The sequence below is a fragment of the Pedobacter ginsenosidimutans genome, assembly GCF_001442625.1.
Lineage (GTDB): Bacteria > Bacteroidota > Bacteroidia > Sphingobacteriales > Sphingobacteriaceae > Pedobacter > Pedobacter ginsenosidimutans.
Genome location: NZ_LMZQ01000002.1, coordinates 169,898 through 193,443 on the forward strand (window position 1 = coordinate 169,898; position 23,546 = coordinate 193,443).

At 39.2% G+C, this 23,546-nt stretch carries 20 protein-coding genes and 1 riboswitch; of the genes, 9 read left to right on the forward strand and 11 right to left on the reverse strand.

The genetic code is table 11. The features are described 5' to 3' along the window. Nucleotides 1-32 precede the first annotated feature (32 nt). The 4 genes from ASU31_RS03340 to ASU31_RS03355 all read right to left on the reverse strand — a co-directional run bounded on the left by ASU31_RS03340 (nucleotide 33) and on the right by ASU31_RS03355 (nucleotide 2,730). Entirely contained in the window at nucleotides 33-776 is a 744-nt protein-coding gene (locus tag ASU31_RS03340; protein ID WP_057930982.1) for a zinc ribbon domain-containing protein, read from the reverse strand. Next, entirely contained in the window at nucleotides 776-1,873 is a 1,098-nt protein-coding gene (locus ASU31_RS03345) for a Nif3-like dinuclear metal center hexameric protein (RefSeq protein WP_057930983.1), read from the reverse strand. Before ASU31_RS03345 ends, ASU31_RS03340 begins: the two co-directional genes overlap by 1 nt. Nucleotides 1,874-2,053: 180 nt before the next feature. Then, nucleotides 2,054-2,422: a TM2 domain-containing protein gene (locus ASU31_RS03350; protein ID WP_057930984.1), complete on the reverse strand. Its 369-nt coding sequence runs from the start codon at nucleotides 2,420-2,422 to the stop codon at nucleotides 2,054-2,056. Between the two features lie 5 nt (nucleotides 2,423-2,427). Continuing rightward, a complete protein-coding gene (locus ASU31_RS03355) occupies nucleotides 2,428-2,730 on the reverse strand; it encodes a DUF2752 domain-containing protein (RefSeq protein WP_057930985.1) in 303 nt (100 codons plus the stop codon). Between the two features lie 231 nt (nucleotides 2,731-2,961). Between ASU31_RS03355 and mfd the strand changes: the two genes are divergently transcribed. The 3 genes from mfd (at nucleotide 2,962) to ASU31_RS03370 (ending at nucleotide 7,748) form a co-directional block, all read left to right on the forward strand. Next, complete coding sequence (gene mfd, locus ASU31_RS03360) at nucleotides 2,962-6,300, forward strand: transcription-repair coupling factor (RefSeq protein ID WP_057930986.1); 3,339 nt, start codon at nucleotides 2,962-2,964, stop codon at nucleotides 6,298-6,300. Between the two features lie 89 nt (nucleotides 6,301-6,389). Then, nucleotides 6,390-7,526 carry an ATP-binding protein gene (locus tag ASU31_RS03365; RefSeq protein ID WP_057930987.1) on the forward strand — a complete coding sequence of 379 codons (1,137 nt, stop codon included), beginning with the start codon at nucleotides 6,390-6,392 and terminating at the stop codon, nucleotides 7,524-7,526. Further along, the gene (locus tag ASU31_RS03370; RefSeq protein ID WP_029274918.1) at nucleotides 7,527-7,748 is read left to right on the forward strand and encodes a DUF3820 family protein; all 222 of its coding nucleotides are present in this window, start codon (nucleotides 7,527-7,529) and stop codon (nucleotides 7,746-7,748) included. Between the two features lie 291 nt (nucleotides 7,749-8,039). Here the strand turns inward: ASU31_RS03370 and ASU31_RS03375 are convergent, their stop codons facing one another. Both ASU31_RS03375 and ASU31_RS03380 read right to left on the reverse strand, forming a co-directional pair. After that, nucleotides 8,040-8,756, reverse strand: coding sequence for a DsbA family oxidoreductase (locus ASU31_RS03375; protein WP_057930988.1), 717 nt, complete (start codon nucleotides 8,754-8,756; stop codon nucleotides 8,040-8,042). A gap of 313 nt (nucleotides 8,757-9,069) precedes the next feature. Beyond that, nucleotides 9,070-11,766, reverse strand: a complete 2,697-nt coding sequence (locus ASU31_RS03380) for a M14 family metallopeptidase (protein WP_057930989.1) — start codon at nucleotides 11,764-11,766, stop codon at nucleotides 9,070-9,072. 126 nt (nucleotides 11,767-11,892) lie between these two features. Beyond that, nucleotides 11,893-12,099: riboswitch (cobalamin riboswitch) on the forward strand. A 194-nt stretch (nucleotides 12,100-12,293) separates the two neighbouring features. On the opposite strand from ASU31_RS03380, the gene metE reads away from it, so the two are divergent. From metE to ASU31_RS03395, 3 genes are all read left to right on the forward strand, one after another. After that, nucleotides 12,294-14,627 carry a 5-methyltetrahydropteroyltriglutamate--homocysteine S-methyltransferase gene (gene metE, locus ASU31_RS03385; RefSeq protein WP_057930990.1) on the forward strand — a complete coding sequence of 778 codons (2,334 nt, stop codon included), beginning with the start codon at nucleotides 12,294-12,296 and terminating at the stop codon, nucleotides 14,625-14,627. 268 nt (nucleotides 14,628-14,895) lie between these two features. Continuing rightward, a complete protein-coding gene (locus ASU31_RS03390; protein WP_025141655.1) occupies nucleotides 14,896-15,282 on the forward strand; it encodes an acyl-CoA thioesterase in 387 nt (128 codons plus the stop codon). A gap of 61 nt (nucleotides 15,283-15,343) precedes the next feature. Then, nucleotides 15,344-16,012: a class I SAM-dependent methyltransferase gene (locus ASU31_RS03395; protein WP_057931090.1), complete on the forward strand. Its 669-nt coding sequence runs from the start codon at nucleotides 15,344-15,346 to the stop codon at nucleotides 16,010-16,012. Nucleotides 16,013-16,630: 618 nt separating this feature from the next. On the opposite strand, the gene ASU31_RS03400 is transcribed toward ASU31_RS03395, so the two are convergent. From ASU31_RS03400 to ASU31_RS03410, 3 genes are read right to left on the reverse strand one after another with little or no spacing between them, the layout of a single operon-like run. Beyond that, on the reverse strand, nucleotides 16,631-17,440 hold the full coding sequence (locus tag ASU31_RS03400; protein WP_057930991.1) for a phosphatidate cytidylyltransferase: 810 nt from the start codon (nucleotides 17,438-17,440) through the stop codon (nucleotides 16,631-16,633). 43 nt (nucleotides 17,441-17,483) lie between these two features. Next, a complete protein-coding gene (locus ASU31_RS03405) occupies nucleotides 17,484-17,690 on the reverse strand; it encodes a putative signal transducing protein (RefSeq protein ID WP_029274925.1) in 207 nt (68 codons plus the stop codon). Continuing rightward, complete coding sequence (locus ASU31_RS03410) at nucleotides 17,671-18,597, reverse strand: CPBP family intramembrane glutamic endopeptidase (protein ID WP_057930992.1); 927 nt, start codon at nucleotides 18,595-18,597, stop codon at nucleotides 17,671-17,673. Before ASU31_RS03410 ends, ASU31_RS03405 begins: the two co-directional genes overlap by 20 nt. A 43-nt stretch (nucleotides 18,598-18,640) precedes the next feature. Between ASU31_RS03410 and dusB the strand changes: the two genes are divergently transcribed. Both dusB and apaG read left to right on the forward strand, forming a co-directional pair. Next, nucleotides 18,641-19,648 (forward strand): tRNA dihydrouridine synthase DusB, encoded by a 1,008-nt coding sequence (gene dusB, locus ASU31_RS03415; RefSeq protein WP_057930993.1) that lies wholly within the window; start codon nucleotides 18,641-18,643, stop codon nucleotides 19,646-19,648. Between the two features lie 33 nt (nucleotides 19,649-19,681). Next, nucleotides 19,682-20,068: a Co2+/Mg2+ efflux protein ApaG gene (apaG, locus tag ASU31_RS03420; protein WP_057930994.1), complete on the forward strand. Its 387-nt coding sequence runs from the start codon at nucleotides 19,682-19,684 to the stop codon at nucleotides 20,066-20,068. 506 nt (nucleotides 20,069-20,574) lie between these two features. Here the strand turns inward: apaG and ASU31_RS03425 are convergent. After that, entirely contained in the window at nucleotides 20,575-21,270 is a 696-nt protein-coding gene (locus tag ASU31_RS03425) for a zinc metallopeptidase (protein WP_057930995.1), read from the reverse strand. Between the two features lie 84 nt (nucleotides 21,271-21,354). Between ASU31_RS03425 and ASU31_RS03430 the strand changes: the two genes are divergently transcribed. Beyond that, the gene (locus ASU31_RS03430; RefSeq protein ID WP_057930996.1) at nucleotides 21,355-22,491 is read left to right on the forward strand and encodes an NAD(P)/FAD-dependent oxidoreductase; all 1,137 of its coding nucleotides are present in this window, start codon (nucleotides 21,355-21,357) and stop codon (nucleotides 22,489-22,491) included. A 207-nt stretch (nucleotides 22,492-22,698) separates the two neighbouring features. Here ASU31_RS03430 and purU read toward each other — a convergent pair whose 3' ends face one another. After that, nucleotides 22,699-23,538, reverse strand: coding sequence for a formyltetrahydrofolate deformylase (purU, locus tag ASU31_RS03435; protein WP_057930997.1), 840 nt, complete (start codon nucleotides 23,536-23,538; stop codon nucleotides 22,699-22,701). Between the last annotated feature and the right edge of the window lie 8 nt (nucleotides 23,539-23,546).

A 23,546-nucleotide genomic window follows, 5' to 3' on the forward strand; every position in this document is an offset into this window, starting at 1 on the left:
ATCGGGACGTTCTAATAATTTTATGATGCGGATTAAGCTTCTGCTACTTCGTGAGTTAAAGCTTCATCAACCAAAATACGACCGCAGTGCTCGCAAACGATAATTTTTTTGCGTTGGCGGATATCTAACTGACGTTGAGGAGGAATCTGATTAAAACAACCTGAACAAGAATCGCGATCGATTGTTACTACAGCTAAACCATTTACAGCATTTTTGCGTAAACGTTTGTAGGCAACCAATAAGCGCTCTTCGATTTGAGGCTCGGCTTTATCAGCTTTCTTTTGTAAATCTTGCTCCTCTTTTTCAGTTTCAGCAGTAATTACATCAAGCTCGCCTTTTTTAACTTCTAAATCTTTCTTTCTGCCATCTAACTCAGCTTTAGCAGCTTCGTAGATTTCAGTTTTAGAAGTGATTTCGAAACCATGTTCTTTAATTTTCTTTTCAGAAACCTGAATATCTAAACCTTGAATCTCAATTTCTTTCGTTAAAGCATCGTATTCACGGTTGTTTTTAACTTCTTTTAATTGAGTATCGTATCTTTTGATGGCTGCTTGCGCATCTTTAATTGTATTTTTACGGGTTACGATTGAATCCTCAAGATCATCAAGTTCGCCTTTGATCTTTGCAATTCTAGTTTCTAATCCTAAAACGTCATCCTCAAGATCGGCAACTTCCATTGGTAATTCACCACGTACCTGGCGGATCTTATCAATTTTTGTGTGGATATTTTGTAATTCGTATAAAGCCTTTAGCTTTTGTTCTACGGTTTGTTCCATTAAAACAAGTAATTTATGGGGTTTGTATTTTGCTCCGTTAAACGGATTGCAAAGTTAGTAAATTTTTTCTGAATAATTTCAAGCAATAAATTTGAGGTAAATTGTTCAGTTTCAAAGTGTCCGATGTCGGCAATGATCAATTTTTCCTCTGCATCAAAAAACTCGTGATATTTAAAATCTGCGGTAATAAAAGCATCTGCTCCAGCCGCAATAGCCTCTTTTAACAGGAAGCTTCCTGAACCGCCACAAACCGCCACTTTTTTAATCCTTTTGCCAATTACCTCGGTGTGCCTAACCACTTTGGCCTGCATTCTATCTTTTACCAGATGTAAAAAATCATAGGCATCCATATCGTATTCCAGCCAGCCTACCATACCCGAACCCACCAATTGGTGTTTATTTTCGAGTTTGTAAATATCGTAAGCCACTTCTTCATAAGGATGGTTCTCGAACAAGGCAACCAGGATTTTGCGTTCGGCTTGTGTAGGATAAACCATTTCAATCCGCACTTCGGCCTCACGGTGGCGAACGCCTCTTTCACCTACAAAAGGATCAGCATCTTCGTTACCTTTAAAGGTGCCAAAGCCATCGGCATTGAAACTGCACTCGCTGTAATTGCCAATATTGCCTGCTCCGGCATAAAACAATGCCGACCGCAATTGCTCGGCTTGTGCCTGCGGGCAATAGGTAACCAGTTTTTTTAGCAAACCCGTTTTTGGCGAAAGCACTTTGGTTCCTGTCAAACCCAAACGCTCGCAAATCCTTGCATTTACACCAGTATGAATGCTATCAAGATTCGTATGAATAGCATAAAGTGCAATATTATTCTTAATTGCCTTAAGCACTACCCGCTCTACATAATTTTTACCGTTTAGTTTTTTTAAGCCTTTAAAAACAATTGGGTGGTGGGTAATAATGAGGTTGCAACCCGTTGAAATTGCTTCATCTACAATCTTTTCTACACAATCTAAAGCCACCAAAGCACCGTGGATTTCCATATTCGGATTACCTACAATTAAACCAGAATTATCATAATCTTCCTGATAATTAAGTGGCGCTATGCTTTCTAAATAATTGGTAATTTCAGCTAATTTCATTTGATAAATATAGTTAAACCTCGCAGTTTTTAAAAACCTGCGAGGTTTGAATGTCAAACAAAAAGCCCGCAAACCCGATTTTTCATCGGGCGCGGACTTGTCGCGTATGGCGTGACGAACATTAATAATTGTCCTGTCTTTGCTTTCCAAAAATATTAAAGCTCATTAAAAATGAAAGGTTTACTGAAAACCGCCCATTCTTACCATCTGTAAGCTTTCGAAAACCATTTTCTGGTTATGTTCAAAGGCAAGAGTCTTGTGGTTTACCACATCAATGATCGATCCGATAAAACATAAACCTGCGGTTAAGAGATATAAAATACCCATTCCGATCTGCCCGATGATAAACCTTTGCAATCCTGGAACAGCAAATAAACCGATTAAACAGAAAATTAGCATATCTGATGGATTTTTCCTTTTGCTGCTGTAAACCATTAAGAAGTTACGCAACTGTTGCTCGGTTAATCCGGTGGTAGCCTGTTGTAAGTATGAAAATTCTTCTGGCGTTATGCCCGGTAACGACATTAGAGGTGATTGATATATATCCATGGTTTCTATGTATTTGTGGTTGAAATTTTAAACTTATTTTTATTTTTTATCAATGTGTAAATTCTATAAACTATTATTAAAAGTGCCGGAAACCCAAACCAATGTTCGGAAAAGCTTTCGGTAAACTCGCCATGCAAAATATGACTGATTGACCTGCCTATACCGCATCCCGGACACCAGTCTTTAAAGCCCAAATTAGCCAGCGGACAAAGTGTGAAGTGATGCTCGTGGCTATTCGCTGTTGCCAGTAATACTAAAGCTGCTACCCAGAAAAAAAGTTCTAGTGGAAAGCTTTTAATGTATTTCATTGTTTCACTTTTTATATGGTTTAGAGGTTATAGCATACCCTTTGTTACATCAATTTGCCCCCTAATCGACGAAAGGGGGATATATTTCGACAAAACGAGTAATGGAATCTAAGAATAAGAGCTTATTTCTTTTCCTTTTTTGATTTTCACCTGCAACCCAGCCAAAAATAGTTAAAAAAACCTTTACACAAATTGCAGGTTAATATTAAAAGATAAGCTTATTTTTGTGCCTTGAACATTCGCGATTTAATAAACAGATACAAAACCGACGATAGGGTAACCCAATTTACCAAAGCGTTGAACAGCAGCAAAAACCCAAAGATACAATTAAAGGGATTGGTGGGTTCGGCCGATGCTATTGTTGCCCTGTCTTCTTACTTTATATTACATAAACCCATACTGTTCGTTCTACCGGACAGGGAGGAAGCTGCTTATTTTCAGTCTGACCTGGAGAGCGTTTTGGATAAACAGGTTTTATTGTTTCCTTCCTCTTACCGTAAATCATTTGATTTTACACAAGTAGATACGGCCAACGTTTTGGCCCGTGCGGAGGTTTTGAACGAACTGAACCACGATTCGGAATACGGAAAGATTGTGGTCTCTTACCCCGAAGCCATTGCCGAAAAGGTGATTGACCGCTCCGCCTTAGAAAAAAACACTTTAGAAATTAGTTTAGGCGCCAAATTAGGTATCGATTTTATCAACGAATTTTTAATTGATTACGATTTCGACAGAAGAGATTTTGTTTACGAACCTGGCCAATTTTCTATCCGTGGCGGTATTGTAGATATATTTTCTTTCTCATCCGATCTTCCTTACCGTATCGAGTTTTTTGGTGATGAAGTAGAAAGTATCAGGAGTTTTGAAATTGAAAGTCAGCTTTCGGTTGCCGATGTTAAGTCCCTTACCATTGTTCCGAATGTTCAGGCGAAATTTTTAACAGAAAGCAATATCAGTATCCTCGATTATATCGATCAGGATACACAGCTCTGGTTTAAGGATGTAGAGTTTACCCTCGATATTATTAAAGCGGGCTTTAAAAAAGCCGTTGAACTTTGGAAAGCTTTATCTATAGCAGATAAAACCCAAAACCCAGAATGGATCGACCCAAAGTTTGCCTTTACAGACGAAAAATTGTTGGGCGATCATCTTCAGGATTTTCCTATCATCGAATTCGGAAAGCAGTTTTTTTATAAAACAGATAACCGTTTTGAGTTTGAAACCAAGCCACAACCTTCATTCAATAAAGATTTCAACCTACTCATTCACAACCTTAAGGAAAATGAAAAAGAAGGTATTGTTAATTTTATTTTTACCGATTCGCCAAAACAGATCGAGCGTTTATATGCCATTTTAGAGGATATCGATAAAACGGCCAAGTTTACGCCAATTAATAGCATGTTGCGCGAGGGTTTTATAGATCCGCAGATCCAGACGGCATTTTATACCGATCACCAGATCTTTGATCGCTACTATAAATACAAGCTTAAAAAAGGTTATCAAAAAAGTCAGGCCATTACCCTAAAAGATCTTCGGGAACTAAAATCCGGCGATTATGTTACCCACATTGATCATGGAATCGGCAAATATGCCGGGCTTGAAAAGGTTGAGGTGAACGGCAAAACACAGGAAATGATCCGTTTAATTTATGCAGATAACGACCTGCTTTATGTAAACATCAACTCGTTAAACCGCATTGCCAAATACAGTGGCAAAGAAAGCGGAGTACCCAAGATGAATAAGCTGGGTACCGATGCCTGGGATAAGCTAAAAAAAACTACTAAAAAAAAAGTTAAAGATATCGCCCGGGACCTGATCAAGCTTTATGCTTTGCGCAAAACCCAGGCTGGAACGGCATTTTCACCAGACAGCTATTTACAAACTGAACTGGAGGCTTCTTTTATTTACGAAGACACCCCCGATCAGTTAAAGGCTACCCAGGATGTGAAAAAGGATATGGAATCACCGCATCCAATGGACCGTTTAGTCTGTGGTGATGTTGGCTTCGGAAAAACAGAGATCGCCGTGCGTGCTGCATTTAAAGCGGTAGCAGAAGGAAAACAGGCAGCGATCCTGGTACCTACAACCATTTTGGCCTTACAGCATTTCAAAACTTTTTCGTCACGTTTAAAAGATTTCCCGGTTACGGTAGATTATATTAACCGTTTTAAAACCAGTAAACAGATTAAAGATACCCTTGCCGAGGCCGCAGCCGGTAAGGTTGATATATTAATCGGCACGCACCGTTTATTGAGCAAGGATGTAAAGTTTAAGGATCTCGGCATCATGATTATTGATGAAGAGCAGAAGTTTGGCGTTACCGCAAAAGAAAGGTTAAAAGCCGTTAGGGTAAATGTTGATACTTTGACCCTTACTGCAACCCCGATTCCCAGAACACTGCATTTCTCTTTAATGGGGGCAAGGGATTTATCAATCATTAGTACACCGCCACCAAACCGGCAACCGGTGAGTACCGAATTACATGTTTTTAATGATAAACTGATTCAAGAGGCCGTTCAGTTCGAATTAGACCGTGGCGGACAGGTTTTCTTTATCCATAACCGCGTAAATGACCTGATGCAATTGGGTGGACTGATTCAGAAACTGGTTCCAAAAGCGAGGATCGGTATTGCGCACGGGCAGTTAGATGGCGATCAACTCGAAGATGTAATGCTCGATTTCATTAATGGTGAAAAAGATGTTCTGGTAGCTACCACGATTATAGAAGCGGGTTTAGATATCCCCAATGCCAATACCATCATTATTAACCATGCGCACATGTTTGGTCTGAGTGATCTGCACCAGATGCGTGGCCGGGTAGGTAGGAGCAACAAAAAAGCTTTCTGTTATTTATTGTCACCACCATTATCTACTTTAACTTCTGAAGCCCGGAAGCGTTTAAGTGCCATTGAAGAGTTTTCTGACTTGGGAAGCGGCTTTAACGTGGCCATGCGCGACCTGGATATCCGCGGGAGTGGAAATTTATTGGGCGCCGAACAAAGTGGCTTTATTGCGGAGATCGGGTTTGAGATGTATCACAAGATATTGGATGAAGCTATTCAGGAATTAAAAGAAGCAGAATTTAAAGGCTTGTTCGAAAATGAACCTGCCCGTCCGTTTGTGGGCTTTACGCAAGTAGATACCGATCTGGAATTGTACATTCCGGATGCTTATATCACCAATATTACTGAGCGTTATAATCTATACACAGAACTTTCTAAACTTGATAACGAAGCAGAATTAGCCATTTTTGAAAAACATTTGGCCGACCGTTTCGGTCCGGTTCCGCCACAGGTAAAAACGATGCTCAGTGTGGTACGCTTGCAGTGGCTGGGCAAGAAATTAGGCTTCGAGAAAATTAGTTTCAAGAAAAACAGCTTAAGAGGATATTTCTTAAGCGATAAACAATCTGCTTATTTCGATTCGAATACCTTTACCAAGATTTTAACTTTTGCACAGAACCATCCACGTATGTGTAATTTAAAAGAGGTAAAAAATACCTTAAGAATTGCTTTTGATAACATAAGTACTGTTGAAGAAGCAATTGAAACTTTAGAACTTATCGATTAAAAACGTTAATTGAGTCAGTTCATTGACTGAATTAACGTTAATTGAGTCAGTCTATTGACTGAATTAACGTTTTTTGTTATATTCGACCAATGGAAAGTCAAATTGTTAGATCTTTACAGCCAATTATCCTCAACCAGATTGGGAAGAATAAAGTAATCTTAATTTTTGGTACCAGGAGGGTAGGGAAAACTTGGCTGATAGAAAACATCATCAAAGATGCCAGTATCGATCATCTCTCTTTAAATGGAGAAGATCAGGATGTACAGATACTATTATCAACACGAACTGCGGCCAATTACAAAAGAGTATTGGGAAATGCCAAATTACTCATTATTGATGAGGCTCAGGTTATACCTGAAATTGGAAAGATACTAAAGTTACTGATCGATACTTTCAAAGAACTGACAATAATAGCAAGTGGATCCTCTACTTTTGATCTTTCGAACCAAACAGGGGAACCACTAACGGGAAGAAGTTTAACCTATTATCTTTATCCCATAGCACAGGTTGAATTAGACAAGCAGGAAAATGCGCTGCAAACTGCACAAAATCTTGAAGAACGGTTAATTTTTGGTTCCTACCCAGAGTTATTCCATTTAAGTTCATTGGCTGAAAAAGCCCAATACTTAACAGAGTTGGTTAAATCATACCTGTTAAAAGACATTTTGATGTACGAAAACATCCAGAACAGCACAAAATTACTGGAGTTATTAAAACTTATCGCCTACCAGGTAGGCTCAGAAGTTTCTATAGATGAAATTTCGCGCACCTTGGGTATCAGTAAAAACACTGTAGACCGTTACCTGGATTTACTTTCAAAGGTTTTCATCATCTATAAAGTTGGTGGGTATAGTAATAACTTACGTAAAGAAATTACAAAATCTTCAAAATGGTATTTCTATGATAACGGGATCCGCAATGCAATAATTAATGATTTTAGGTTAATTGCGCTCCGGAACGACCAAGGGCTTTTATGGGAAAATTATTGTTTTAGCGAGCGTATCAAAAAAATGGAATATGAACAGCAAAATGCCACCCATTACTTTTGGAGAACCTATGATCAGCAGGAAATCGACCTAATAGAAGTAAAAAACGGAGAAATTTTAGCTGCTGATTTTAAATGGGGTAATCAAAAAAAGAAAATACCTGGCTTTTTTGCCAAAAATTACCCTGAAGCCACATTTTCTATAATTAATAAAGAGAATTATTTAGATTTTATATTATAAATGTTAGACCCAACCTTATTGCTCGATTTAGTAAAAATGCAAATGCCTTATGGAAAATACAAAGGTTACCTGATCTGCAATATCCCCGAAAGTTATTTGCTTTGGTATAAGGACAAAGGCTTCCCCAAGGGTAAATTAGGCGATTTAATGGCTACTATGTTTGAGATCCGGGTAAATGGATTAGAATATCTGTTAACGCCGTTGAAGAATCAAAATCGGTAGTTAAGAATGATAGGTTAATGCGAACATTTATTCCGGGCTATTGTCTTCCCGAACCAAAAAGTGATGGTGGCAGGTATAGAGGAATCGTAATGTCTTAGTAGGATCGCAGATTGCATTAAGATTCCCGCCTGCGCGGGAAAGACGACCTGTTTTGAATAGATCTCTCCATTGCGCTGCGCTCCATCCGATAGCTATCGGATCGAGATGACGACTAATCTGTAAAAACCGCAGATCAAAATGGCTTTCGCAGAAAAAATCTGCGTTGATCAGCTTAATCTGCGGGAAACAAATTTATATCTCACAACCATTCTCATCACAAACCGCATCATTATTTTTATTTAACGAGGTTATTGTGACCTTGGGTTGAGCTTCTTTCCATTCGGTAAAACTTTGGGTAAGTGCATCGCTAAAAGCCTGAACAGGTTGAGCACCCGAAACCCCGTACTTGCGGTCCATTACAAAATAAGGAACCCCTCTGATACCTAAATTCTGGCTTTCATAAATATCGTAACGGACAGCTTCAGCAAACTCATTTCCATTCAAAACTGATTCCGCCTCATCTTTATCCAAACCAATTTCCACAGCAAGATCAATCAAAACGCTTGTTTCGCCGATATTTTTACTATTTACGAAATGCGCTTCAAACAGTTTTTCTTCGGCTAAATCCTGAAGATTATGTTTTGCCGCCAAATGGATCAAACGATGAGCATTGAAGGTATTGGCAGGAATATTCGTATCAAAATCTATCTTCAAACCAGCATTTGCAGCCATATCCACAACCTGTTTGGTCATTTGTTTAGCCTGCTCAATTGGCATTCCCTTACTCCGCGAAAGGTAATCGTACACCGATTCGTTATTGGTATTGTGATACTCAGGATTGAGCTGATAGCTCTTCCAATCCACCTCAATTTCGTTTTTGAAGGGCAGTTTTTCTATCGCCTGCTCAAAATGTCTTTTCCCGATATAGCAAAACGGACACATTACGTCCGACCAGATTTCTACTTTCATAACACAAAATTAAGGTGATTAAAGTTGGGTAAAGTAAGAGCAAAGTAAAAAGCCACTATCGTTTAGGGTAGTGGCTTTCTCGTCTCAACAGAGTTTTTATCTCGAGATATCGTCATTTCGACCGCAGTGGAGAAATCTTTGAGCTATCTTAAAAGATTTCTCCATTTCGCTACGCTTCAGTCGAAATGACGCCCCTTATATTATTAGATTTTCAATAGCAGTCTGCTGAAGAAACAGCATAAATGCGTTTTTAAATCTTTTAAATACTTGTCCCGATTCTTCACAAATCTCAATATGACATGCCTAATTGTGATTACTTATACAACTGGTTAAATATCAGCTTAAATGTACCGTGTGTTTGTGCCCTGAAAGCAATTTCTGGTCCGAAAGCAAGCAGTTTTCCTTTACCAACCTTCGCTTCGAAGGCCGTTACACCATCTTGCAGGTAAGCCTGCCCCCAGGCCCAGCCACTGCGCAGCGGTGTCGCATTTTCGAACCACATTAAAGGTTTAATCTTTCCAGCCACAATGGCATCGCCTGTGAGCTTAAAAACGGGACTATTATCAAAGTATACATCAGCTTCCTTTTCCATGCCCCAGGTTGTTGGCAAAGTTGTATCTACACCAACATTTAAAACACTTCCCGGAACATAATATTTTTCGGCGGGTAATCTCTTTTCCTCTCCGTTTACGATTTCAACCATTGCATTGCGAACAGGGAGATTTAAGTGATAAGCTAAATTGGTGCTACTGCCAATGGCTATAATATCCCCCCCTGCTTCCAAAAATTTCTTTAATTCAGGGATCGATTTGTCTGCAGTAATCCTTCCCAAACGGTTTCTAAACTCTTGAGGAACTTCTTCTGCTTTTGGTCCGAAAGATCTGTTTCCGAATCCTCCTCCTTGTACCGATGGTACGGCGCCACCCACAAAAACAATTACATCATATTTAGATTTTAAGTTCCCGGCATCTATATCCTGCGGATAAATTACCGTTGCGTTATAATGGTATTGCTCCATTAAAAAGCGCACCCAGCCTGAAGCCATAGAGCCTCCGTAGGTATCCCAAAGGGCAATTCTTTTGGCAGAAATTTTAATTTTATCTTTTGGCGCAGCAGCACTTTTCAGTTTGATGTTTGCTTTTTCCAATATTGATTTCCCCGCTGATGAAACATAAAAATCACCATTTTCAGTCGACCGGTAAACTTCAATTTTATTTTTCAATAAGTCGTTTACTGCGGTATAGGAATCATTTTGTGCTGCACTTAATACATAATTTGATCCGTTAGGTACTTTATTATCCGGCTTTAATAGTTTTCCGTAAGGATTTTTCTCAAACGGGCCAGAAAAATCATCCATAATCCGATCAAATTTTACATCCATTAAATAAGCCAGGGTCCATCCGGCAGCGTCATATGGCGGAATTGGTGCACCTCCTTCATATTTAAAATCATTTGGGTGATCTTGCGGTTCGAACATATCTAAAACATGCGGACGGAAAGCCTGATCTGTTTTTACGACATAACTTCCGGCAGGATAATTTTTCCCTGCAACGGCAAATGAAGCTGTTGCTTTTTGAACCACAATACCCGTTCTGATCAAAGCGTTTAAAAATTTAACAGCAGAGTTAAAATCCGGTTGATCGGCACTTAAAATGTATCCGCGAGGATCTCTGTTCGCCGGAGCCTTCATCACAGTATCAAAGGCTTTTATACTGATCTGGCGTCTTGGGCCAAAATCGGCATCCCCGCCTGCTACCGCTGTATTTTTTTCACCTTTTGCCGCATTATTAATGGCTTCTATTTTTTTAGGAGAAAAAGACCAGGTATCTTTTTTACCACGCTCTATTGAATTTCTACCCATCTGGTAAATGTTGTACAACAATTCGTCGCGATAGCGTTGCGCATAATTTAAAACGGCATAGTTTAACGATACCGAATAGTCGATAGAGTTTTTAAAGTACCATTTCCTTGGGGTAATCGGGTTTGGCGAATCACCGTTCGGCAATAATCTCGAAGGAACTAAGGGAATTTCAGAAGGCGTAGGGTTCCCGATAATTTCGGTCAGGAGCCCAATCATATTATGAAAATAAGTGGTGGTTCTTAAACCCCCATTATACCAGGTAGAGTAAACTGATCCTCCACGTTGAGTATAACCTGGTTTGTTTTCTACATTCATGCGGTTGTGCATGGCCGCACCAACGGCATCTAAGCTGGTTAACAGCGTTGGGTCGAAAACATAATTGAAAGGATCGCGATAGGGTGGGCCTGCAACAACGGTTCCGGCCGGGCCAGCCTGATGGTGATTATACATAATCTGCGGAATCCATTCCACAAAAAGCTGGCGACCGATATTCTGCGTTTCTTTAAGGTTTAACATAAAGAAATCGCGGTTGTTATCATGGCCTGCATATTTTTCATACAAAACAGGCAAACCTGAGGTTGTTCTTTTCTTGGGGTCTTTCTCTCTCATGTACCAATTGCCCACCAGTTCTTGCCCATCAGGGTTGGCATGGGTAAACAAAATGATTACGTTATCCAAAATACGCAGGGTTTCAGGGTCTTTTCTGGAGGCAAACTCATAAGCAGTTTCGATCAGCTGATGCGCACCTACCACCTCATTAGCGTGCAAGCCACCATCTATCCAAACTACTGCTTTACCTTCCTGAGCTAATGCTTTTGCCTGCTCAGCTGTAATTTCTGCATGTGCCAGCTGTTGCGAAATTTCCTTGTAACGGTCTAATTTCTTGAGGTTTTCTGGTGAAGACACGATCAACATATATTGACTTCTGCCTTCTTCGGTTTTGCCAATATCAACCAGTTTAATGCGGTCAGAACTTGCCGCGAGTTTCTTAAAATAAGCTTCTGTTTGGGTATAATTGGCCAATTGATAATCGTCGCCGATATCAAAACCAAAATGCGATTTTGGCGTTGGCACTTCCTGCGCCAGCACCACACAGCTATTTACCATTAAAAAAGCAAAGCAAAGCCTTTTAAAGTAGATTTTTATCATAATAAGGGTTTAGTTAGGTAATCAAATATAATAGAGAAAAGGCTCCAAAAATGGCTTGCTGTAAATTTGTTACAAGTTTTAAATCCTAATCCATACATTTGTCCTGATGTAAGTTCTTAACTTTATTTTTCATCAACCGATACAGGTTCCCGGAATACAACCGGGATTAATAGGGAATCGTGTGCAAATCACGAGCTGTCGCGCAACTGTAAATTCTGTCTTTTATTAAAAAGACAACGGTCTTATCATTCATGCCACTGTGCCGTTTACCGGGATGGGAAGGCGATAAGATCGGGAATAAGTCAGGAGACCTGCCTATATTGAATTGACGGTGCTTTCGCGTTATAAAGTAATTGGTCAGGTCTGATTGTACACAATAAAATTAATCATTTTATATGCTTGCTTTAAGCTTTTTGCTGATGAGTAGGCTGTTTGTGCGCTAACCTTTCCTCTTTATTTTTAACAGAAACATTATAAAATATTGCTATGAGCTTTTAAACGATTTATTTACTTAATCTTTAAAAGAGATGCTAACGCAAAATCTGGGCTATCCGCGAATAGGTAGCCAAAGGGAATTAAAGAAAATCTGCGAAAATTACTGGGCAGATAAAACTGGGTACAAAAATGTACTTCAGGTGGGAAAAAACATTCGCCACGAAAACTGGAACCTTCAAAAAGAAGCTGGAATTGATATCATTCCTTCGAATGACTTTTCTTTTTATGATCATGTACTCGATCATTCTTTAACTTTTGGGGCCATCCCGAAAAGGTACAATGAAGTAATCCTAAAAAAAGGAAATTCAGAGCTTGATCTCTATTTTGCTATGGCAAGAGGTTATCAAAAAGAAGGATTAGATGTGGTAGCAATGGAAATGACCAAATGGTTCGATACCAACTACCATTACATCGTTCCTGAGTTTTACAAAGACCAGCCTTTTAAACTTTTCTCTACCAAAATTATCGATGAGTTTTACGAGGCAAAACAATTGGGTATTACCACCAAGCCTGTTTTAATCGGCCCGGTATCTTACCTTTTATTGGGAAAAGAAAAAGAAGCTGGTTTCGAAAAAATCGATCTGATCAAAAATCTTCTTCCGGTTTACATCGAGATATTATCACGTTTGGATGCTTTGGATGTAGAATATGTTCAGTTTGATGAGCCCTTTCTGACTTTAGACCTTACCGAAAAAGACAAAAAAGCTTATGAATATGCCTATAAAGAGATCAGAAAGGCTTTCCCAAGGCTAAAAATTGTTTTGGCTACCTATTTCGAAGGCTTGGGCAATAATTTAGCACTAACTACTTCATTGCCGGTAAATGTTTTACACGTCGATCTGGTACGTGCTGAAGGTCAATTGACGGAGGTTTTAGCTTCATTAAAGGAAGATACCATCCTTTCGTTAGGTTTGGTAGACGGAAGAAACATCTGGAAAAATGATTTCGAGAAATCTGTTTCCATCATTAATCAAGTGGTAGAAAAAAGAGGCCTGGATAAAGTGTGGATCGCTCCATCTTGTTCTCTAATCCACTCACCGGTTGATTTAGACAATGAAACCAATGAGCAAAACCTTTCGGCAGAAATTAAACAGTGGTTGGCTTATGCGAAACAAAAAATTGCGGAGGTAGCTACCTTAAAAAAACTGATCACCAACGAAAGCCCTGCATCTACCCTGCAAAAACTTGAGGAAAATAAGATCGCGATTGCTAACCGTAAAGTTTCTAAAATTATCCACAATCCTCAAGTTAAACAACGTGTTTTAGGATTAAAAGAGCAGGATGCAGCACGTTTAAGTCCGTTTTCGAGCAGAAAAATTAAACAACAGGAACTCAATCTGCCAAGTTACGCCACTACAACCATCGGATCGTTTCCGCAAACGGCAGAAGTAAGAAGCTGGAGAGCAAAGCTTAAAAATGGAACTTTTACCGTTGAAGAATATGATGAGCTAATTGCGAAAGAAACCGCAAAAGCCGTAAACTGGCAGGAAGAAATCGATCTGGATGTTTTGGTTCATGGCGAATTTGAGCGTAACGATATGGTTGAATACTTCGGCGAGCAGCTTGATGGTTTTGCTTTCTCTAAAAATGGCTGGGTACAGAGTTATGGCTCACGCTGTGTAAAACCACCGATCATTTTTGGCGATGTTTCGCGCCCGAAACCCATGACTGTAAAGTGGACCGCCTACGCGCAGTCGCTTACTTCGAAATACATGAAGGGTATGCTAACAGGACCGGTAACCATCTTACAATGGTCGTTTGTACGTAATGATCAACCACGATCAGAAACCTGTACTCAAATTGCCCTGGCAATCCGCGATGAGGTTTGCGATCTGGAAAATGCGGGCATAAAAATCATTCAGATTGATGAACCAGCCATTAGAGAAGGTTTACCATTACGCAAAGCTGATTGGCAAAACTATTTGAACTGGGCGGTTAAAGCCTTTAAAATTTCGGCCAGTGGTGTGAAAGACGACACGCAGATCCATACCCACATGTGCTACTCGGAGTTTAACGATATCATCCAAAACATTGCCGATATGGATGCCGACGTAATCACCATCGAAACCTCACGTTCGCAGATGGAATTATTAGATGCATTTGCTGATTTTAAATATCCAAACGAAATTGGCCCCGGTGTATACGATATTCACTCTCCAAGGGTTCCGAAGAGGGAAGAAATGGTTCAGTTGCTCAAGAAAGCAAAGGCTGTTATTCCTTCTGAGCAACTCTGGGTAAACCCTGATTGTGGTTTAAAAACCCGTGGATGGGACGAAACCAAAAAGGCCTTAATAGAAATGGTTGAAGCTGCGAAAGAAATGCGTAAAGCCGAAGAGGTACTTGCTGCAGATCTTCAGGTGAATTAATTCTAATTTTGTCACACAGAAACCAATACTATTAAGTTAAGAATTCGATTGTCGAAGACCCTTATCGTGAAATAACTAAAAAGACTGTCCTTCGGCAAGCTCAGGATGACAACTTTTTAGTTATTTCGCCACTTAATTGCATTACTGAAAGCACATTTTTTTACATTTCAGTATCCATTTCTCAAGGGCAAATCTTTTACTTTGGCAATTTTCTACTAAAAACAACTAGAAAGTTGCCAAAGCTTTTTACAGCACCTATATTTAACCCATGACCCTAGAAGAAAGAATAGAAAATTCTAAAACCAGCATTTTTAAAGCCGTTTTCCCAAATACAACAAACCATTACGACACCCTTTTCGGCGGAACAGCCATGCATTTAATGGACGAAGTTGCTTTTATTACTGCAACCCGCTTTAGTCGTCAGATTATGGTTACCGTAAGCAGCGACAGGATAGATTTTAAAAAACCAATTCCAGCAGGCACAATCGTAGAGCTTATCGGTAAGGTAAACCATGTGGGTAATACCAGTTTAAAGGTCAATGTAGAAATTTACATCGAGCAGATGTATGCCGAGGGTAGAGAATTGGCCGTTCATGGCGATTTTACTTTTGTGGCCATTGATGAAAATAAAAAGCCGGTTCAGGTAATTAAATAATCTTATAAGCTTTGGCCAAAAAGACGTAAAAATCATAATGCCTAAATTTTTAAATTTGATTATGGAACAGCAACTTTCTGAAGAAGATTTAAAAAATATTGCCAGACAATTGGGTTGTCCTGAAGGCGAACACGGCGTTAAAACGGGTGAAATGATGCATGCCAATAATATCGGCATGACTACTTCTGCAATTGAGGCATTAAACCTTCAAAACAATGAAGCTGTTTTAGAAATCGGTCATGGTAACGGCGGGCATATTGCTCAACTCTTATCAAAAGCCGAAAACCTAAATTATTTCGGTGCCGATATTTCTGCAACCATTATTGCCGAGGCAGAAAAGATCAATCAAAATTTCATAACAAAAGGAAAGGTTCACTTTCAGCTAACAGATGGCATTACATTACCATTTGAGGATGGTCTATTTGATAAAATTTTTACGGTTAATACGATCTACTTTTGGACAAATCCAAGTGAATACCTCAACGAAATTAAGCGAACACTAAAACCTAATGGAACATTGGCTATATGTTTTGCTGATAAAAATTTCATGAAAAATCTCCCTTTTACGCCTTATGGTTTTACACTTTACGATGTAGAAACCATAACAGAACTATTAGAAAAAACGGGGTTTGCCATTAAAAATACGCTTAAAAAAATAGAGCAGGTACAAAGTAAAAGCGGCGAACAGGTAGAAAGAGTTTACTATGTTTTAGTTGCCTCTGCTGAATAGAATTGTAAAGAATATATAGGGGGCTGTCTCATAAATTGTATTTGCTTCGGATTGTCACGTTGAGCCTGTCGAAACGCCTTGTGAGACATCTAAAACAGGTCCTTCGACAAGCTACCATTGAAGTTATTTTGCAATTGCTTACAAATAAGATATTTGTGGCCCTATGTATTACCACCCAGCTAGGCCACAGTACCGTATCCCCGTTCCACTTAATCCGGCCTAACAAATTTTTCGGGCCGCACTGCTCAAGCCTACCCACTAGCTTCAAAAGAAAAATTTTCAGCCGGTGTTTTTTGTTTCTTTTTGACACCAAAAAGAAAGAAGCCTGTCCGGCTAGGACTAATAAAACACCCCGTCCTGCGGACACCCCTCTAAAAGAGGGGAATATATACCACTTGAAATTTAAACGTCATTGATATTTATACAATAAATTAACCCTCAGGATGACAATCTATATTTATGATACAGCTTCTTCACGAGAATAGCGATTGTATCACTTTGGGTGCAACCACACTATTAATGTAATCTCATTCATTCTCGTTAAAACGACAATAACAGATAGGCTTAAACACAGTGATCAAATCCGTGTTTATCTGTGGCTAAAATTTTCTTTTATCTTTAATACAAAATCAAATACAGATAGGCATAAACCACTGGAGCAGCCAATAACAATCCATCAAAACGATCTAACAAACCGCCATGGCCTGGTAATAAACCACCGCTATCCTTCGTATCCAAGCTTCGTTTAAGCATCGATTCTACTAAATCGCCTAGTGTACCAAAGCTAGCAATCAATACAGCCATGCCGATCCAAACCCAGGCTGGACTTTCGGTAAACAGAAATGATAAACCAAAAGCGACCAAAATACTGGTGAACATCCCTCCGAAAAAACCTTCCCAGCTTTTCTTTGGCGAGTGGCGCTCGAATAATTTACGCTTACCGTATTTTACCCCAAAAAGATAAGCACCTGTATCATTTGCCCAAAGCATCAGTAAAAATGCCAGCGGAAGATGAAAGTTATATTCATTCCAATTTTTCAAAAAGCCTAAGGCATGGAAAAAACAGAAAGGAATGGTTACATACACAAAACCAACAAAAGTGTAAGATATATTAGCGAACGGAATTTTGTTTTTCTTATACAGCTCAGTAATAAAAACCGAGAAAATCAGCGGGATACAAAGCAACAAATATTTCACATCATATTCCAGGTAATGTAAACCTGCAGCCATTAAAAAGATCAAAGATCCTGCTGCCAAACCAATATTTCGGTGTGGCCTGATTCCAGAGTTTTTAATCAGCTTGTAAAATTCAAACAAAGCCAAAACACTTAAAACAAGATAAAAAATGGTAAAAGTGTAGCTCCCCAGCAGGATAGAGCCAAGCATTACAATGGTAAAAAAGAAAGCGGTTATTGCCCTGGTTTTCATTTAAGGTAAGCGATAAAGGGTGTAAGGTTTAAGATCATTTCTACTATTCAATTTCGTTTTCTACAATGTATTCTATGGCTTTATCGAAATCTACCTTATTCACCAAAACATTTATTTCGCCAATATTATATGCCGAGAGCTGTTTATTTATCGTTACCGCCGGAATTCCGGCCTCTGTTAATCCCTGTTTTAATACCTCGGCCGCAAAGGCATCGCTGGTGGTATATACTTTAACCCAATTTTCGCTCACGTGTTGCGTTATCTTTAAAAATTTTGAACAAAGCTATGGTAATTATTGCACTAATTAAATAGCCATACCATGGAAAACCGATTGGTTCATCAGCTTTATCAAGTGGTATATGGTGTTTTTGCATATAAAAAGCGGCACAAACCGCATAGGCATTGTTTATAAAGTGCGCAAGCATGGCATACCAGATGCTTCCGCTGTAATAATACAGGTAACCAAAACCTGCACCCAATAACATACGTGGCACAAAACCATAAAACTGCATATGGATGGCACTAAAAATTATGGCCGATAGCCAAATAGCTAGATGTGGGTTTTCAAAAGCCCTGTTTAACGATCGCTGCACACCTCCACGAAACATTAATTCTTCGCCAATTGCAGGTATAACAGCAATCATAACGAGGTTTACAATGAAATCGAAATTACTGCGTACAGTGATCAATTGAATGGTCATTTTCATTGCAATAGCCTCCTTTTCCTTCATCCACTGTTCTATCTTATGCAAAAAATCAGGCAAAACCATTTTTTGGTTCCATATCACGGTCCATTCCATAAATGGCATACTCAATATCATAATAGCGAGAACGAGCACCACCAATAAGAATTTTGGTTTCCTGAAAAGATAAAATTCCGTTACTTTTTTCCGCTCTGTTAAGGCCAGGGCAATTGGAGGTAAAATAAATGTTCCGATCGAACTTAATATTTGTATCACTTTAAAACCAGCAATATACTTAGGATTGCCAGCTAAAAGCATGTCCAAATTACTTACTATTCCTAAGCCATACATTAGTAAAACAATGACAATAGCTAGAATCCCAAACACAAGTCCACCTGTAACTGCGTAAAATAAAAGTAAAAGTAATTGTAAGAAAGGATTGATTTCCTCCTTGTTAGGTGTTACAAAATTCATTATTTGTACCTTTGTATGTTTTATTAATCGTTGAAGATAGAAAATGTCTGTTAAGATAGGAAATATAGATTTAGGTGAGTTCCCGTTATTGCTGGCTCCAATGGAGGATGTAAGCGATCCGCCGTTCCGTTATGTATGCAAAAAAAACGGGGCTGATATGATGTACACCGAGTTTATTTCTTCGGAGGGTTTGATCCGTGATGCAGCAAAAAGCAGGCAAAAGCTTGATATTTTTGAATACGAAAGGCCAATTGGTATCCAGATTTTTGGTGGCGATATCGAGCACATGCGTGAAGCCTCAGAAATTGCTTCTGCAGCAGGGCCTGACCTGGTTGATATCAATTATGGCTGTCCGGTTAAAAACGTAGTATGTAAAGGCGCAGGCTCCAGCTTGCTACAGGATATTGATAAAATGGTAAAGATGACCGAAGCCGTAGTTAAAGCTTCACATTTGCCTGTTACCGTTAAAACCCGCCTTGGTTGGGATGATAACACCAAAAATGTTTACGAAGTGGCCGAGCGGCTTCAGGATGTAGGCATTCAGGCACTTACCATTCATGGCAGAACAAGAGCGCAGTTATATAAAGGCGAGGCCGATTGGTCACTTATCCGGGAGATTAAACGCAATCCACGTATCAAAATACCAATTTTCGGTAATGGTGATGTAGATAGCCCTGAAAAAGCAGCAGCCTGGCGTATGGAATATGAGATAGATGGCATTATGATCGGCCGTGCGGCAATCGGTTACCCATGGATTTTCCGCGAGGTAAAACACTTTTTTAAAACTGGTGAACACCTTGCCGGACCAACTATTGAAGAACGTATTGAAGTTTGCCGTACACATTTAGATAAATCGCTTGAATGGAAAGGCCCTAAAACCGGAATTTTCGAAATGCGCCGCCATTATGCAAACTATTTTAAAGGCCTGCCAGATTTTAAACCTTACCGTATGCGGTTGGTGGCCGAGCCAGATATTAACAACATTTACAGCATTTTAGAAGAAGTGGCAGAGAAATTTGCCGACTACGATGCCACTAAAGTACTGGCTTGATTTTTGAAAGGTTTTTTTATACATTAGTAAATCATGGTTACAGCTATTACAGACGGGGTTAAGGTTTCGGTAGAAACAGTGTACCAGCCAGAATATTCAAATCCGGCCAACGAGCATTATATGTTCGCTTATCGCGTAGAAATTTCTAATCTTTCTGATTATGCTGTTCAATTAATGCGCCGCCAGTGGTTTATTTTCGATTCGAACAGTAGCCGAAGAGAGGTAGAGGGTGAGGGCGTTGTAGGTTTACAGCCTATTATCCAGCCAGGCGAAACACACGTATACGTTTCTGGATGTAACTTAAAAACCGATATGGGCAGCATGAAAGGTGCGTACTTAATGAAACGTGATATAGATGGATCTGAGTTCGAGGTTGATATTCCAGAATTTCAGTTAGTTGCTCCTTATAAACTGAATTAATCCTTAACCCATCCTGCCACAAATCGTCATTTCGACTGAAGTGAAACGAAATGGAGAAATCTCTGAATCAAATTAAGGCTATAGGTGCCTCAACAATGATATAACAGGAACCAATCTCTTTTATCCATTCTTTAGAAAAGCAATTGCAGCATTCCATTTTAGTGGTAGTCCTGCTTTTTGTTCCAAGTCTGCGCTGTGGGCTTTTCACGTCAATCAGGTTTAATTTGCAATAATCCTGCTACTATTAATGTTTAATAGCATGGTGCGTGTATCATAGTTTCTCTGCAACCGGCACCCCAAAATAGTACAACCTACCTTGCCACCTAAACCCGATCGAAGCGGGATGCCGATTTTTTCTATCGGCAGCAGCGGGAGCGGGACCGGAGCATTACTATTACCACAAAAGCTGCTTTCCAAAAACATCTATTATAACACCAAAAGCTTAATAACCAAAAACGGCCAGGATTAACCCTGGCCGCTCTGTGTTTTTCATAATTAAATATCTCTTAATCTCTGCTTCTTCCAAAAAGCATAGATGCGTAATACAATAAGTTGGCTAATGCACCAACAGCAGCTACCACATAAGTCATGGCTGCCCACCAAAGCGCATCTTTAGCCTGCGCATTTTCTTCTTGTGTTTGCATTACACCATTATTATTTTTTAGCCAGGCCAATGCGCGGTTACTGGCATCAAATTCGACTGGTAGGGTAATGATACTAAATATGGTTACCAGTGCTAAACCTACTACACCAATTGCCAAAACAATTGGATTTCCGGTAAAGCCTATTAACAATACACCAATTAATAATACCCATTGCAAAAGATTAGATGATATACTTACCACCGGAACCATGCTGCTTCTTAACTGCAACCAGTTATACGATTTCGCCTGTTGCACAGCATGGCCACATTCGTGGGCCGCTACAGCAGCTGCTGCTACGCTTCGGCTATAATATACATCTGTACTTAAATTAACGGTTTTATCTGATGGATTGTAATGATCTGTTAATTGTCCTTCGGTACTCATCACCTTCACGTCGTATATCCCATTATCATGTAGCATTCTTTCTGCTACCTCTTTGCCCGATAAACCTGAGCTAAGTTGCATTTCAGCATACTTAGAAAACTTATTTCTAAATCGCCATTGTACAAACATGCTCAGCAATAATACCGGGATGATTAATATTAAATAAACTCCCATTTTCTTTCTGTATGTTTTTCGTTTAACACATATCAAAAAGCGTTCCCATATTATTTGACTGTTAAAAAATGGTACATTTATACTATGCCAACAGCATTTTCATATTGGGAGAAGGAGTCATTTTTTACTTACGATATCATTATTATCGGTAGTGGAATTGTGGGTTTAAATGCTGCCATAAGGCTTATAAAAACTGCTCCGGCTTTAAAAATTGCCATACTCGAAAGGGGCTTTTTACCAACAGGTGCCAGCACCAAAAATGCGGGTTTTGCATGCTTCGGTAGCATTTCTGAACTCATTGAGCAAGAAGAATGTGCCGGCTTAGATGACCTGGCACTCCTTATAGAAAAACGCTGGAAGGGCCTGCTTAAACTGCGCAATTTATTAGGCGATAAAACCATTGATTACCAATGTTTAGGAGGCTACGAATTATTTAAAGATGATGACATTTTTCTGGCCGACACATGTGTATCCAAAATTGAACATTATAACCGTCTCATTAACGATATTGTAGGTGCCGATGCTTTTGCCCTTGCTAATAAGAAAATTAGTTTATTTGGTTTTGAAGGCATCAGCACTTTAATCGAAAACCGGTACGAAGCACAGATTGACAGTGGTAAAATGATGTTTGCTTTAATTCAATATGCACAAAAACTCGGCGTTAGTATATTTAATAATTGTACAGTAGATCAGATCCAGGAAGAAAACGGGGGTATGCAATTGGTAACCAAAAACGGACACTTTTTTTGTAAACGGCTAATTGTAACTACCAATGCCTTTATAAAAGATTTATTTCCGGATATTGATGTTAGTCCTGGTCGTGGACAGGTTTTAATCACCAAACCCATTAAAGAGCTAAAAATAGCAGGTACATTCCACTACGATAAAGGTTATTATTATTTCAGAAATATAAATAATAGAGTTTTATTAGGTGGTGGCAGAAATATCAATTTTAAAGCCGAAGAAACAACCGAATTTGGTCAAAATGAGCCGGTTCAGCTAGCCTTGGAAGATTTATTAAAGAATGTAATCCTCCCTAAAGTTAATTATGAAATCGATTACCGATGGAGCGGTATTATGGCTTTTGGAAAAATCCTGGAACCACTTATAGAAGAAATTAAGCCAAATATCTTTTGCGCTACCAGGTGTAACGGAATGGGCATAGCAATTGGTGCTCAAACAGGAGAAGATGTGGCCAATTTGTTGTTGAAGAAACTATAATTGTTTTTACCACAGAGAACATCGGGTTGGTATCCATTTTTAAGTATTCTTACTATAATTGCGTCTTCTCGACCGGAGCAAGGCGAAGTGGAGAGATCTATCTAGACAGATTTTGCTTCGCTGAGCACTTCTTGGTTCTCGACTTCGTTGCACCCGATAGCTATCGGGTCCGCTCGAAATGACGATTTGTGGAATAACGCCTATCAGTTATTTAAACACAATCGTTTTATTCCCACTCACAAAAACGCGGTCTTCAAAAATAAGCTCCAAAGCCTCTAATAACACCTTTTTCTCTATTTCTTTTCCTGCCCTCACCATTTCTTTTACACCGAAATTATGATCAACATGGTTAGTATGTTGCGTAATAATCGGTCCTTCGTCCAGGTTATCGGTAACAAAATGGGCAGTAGCACCAATAATTTTTACTCCCCGTTCAAAAGCCTGGCGATAGGGGTTTGCACCTATAAAGGCCGGTAAAAAGGAATGATGGATGTTAATGATTTTACCTGCATAATCTTTTACGAAATCAGCAGAGAGGATTCGCATAAATTTAGCCAACACTAAATAATCTACCTCAAATCGATTAATAATAGCTTTAACTTCAGCCTCAAATTCACTTTTATCCTTATTGGTATGATCGACGTAAAAATAAGGAATACCCAATTTTTCGGTAAAATCTCTCAGGCTTTCATAATTGCCTATTACACATTGTACGTTGGCCCCTAAAGTTTTAAATTGGTTTTTGATCAGTATTTCTGCCAGGCAATGATACTCCTTGGTTACCAAAACAGCAATCTGTTTTTCCTGTTGGGTTATTAAATTTACCTCAGCAGCATTTGGCAGGTTTTCTAAAAGTTTTTCCTTTAATTTTTCGGCATCCCCCAGGTTTCCGGTACAGGCAATACGGGTAAAAAACGATTTATTCGCTTCGTCTACAAACTCGCGCATGGCGATAATATTCAATTGGTGTGCAGCCAGCACGCGGGTAATATTTGTAACTAAACCAACTTGATCCGGACAGGATATGAGGACTGTTAATGCGTTCATTTATAAAA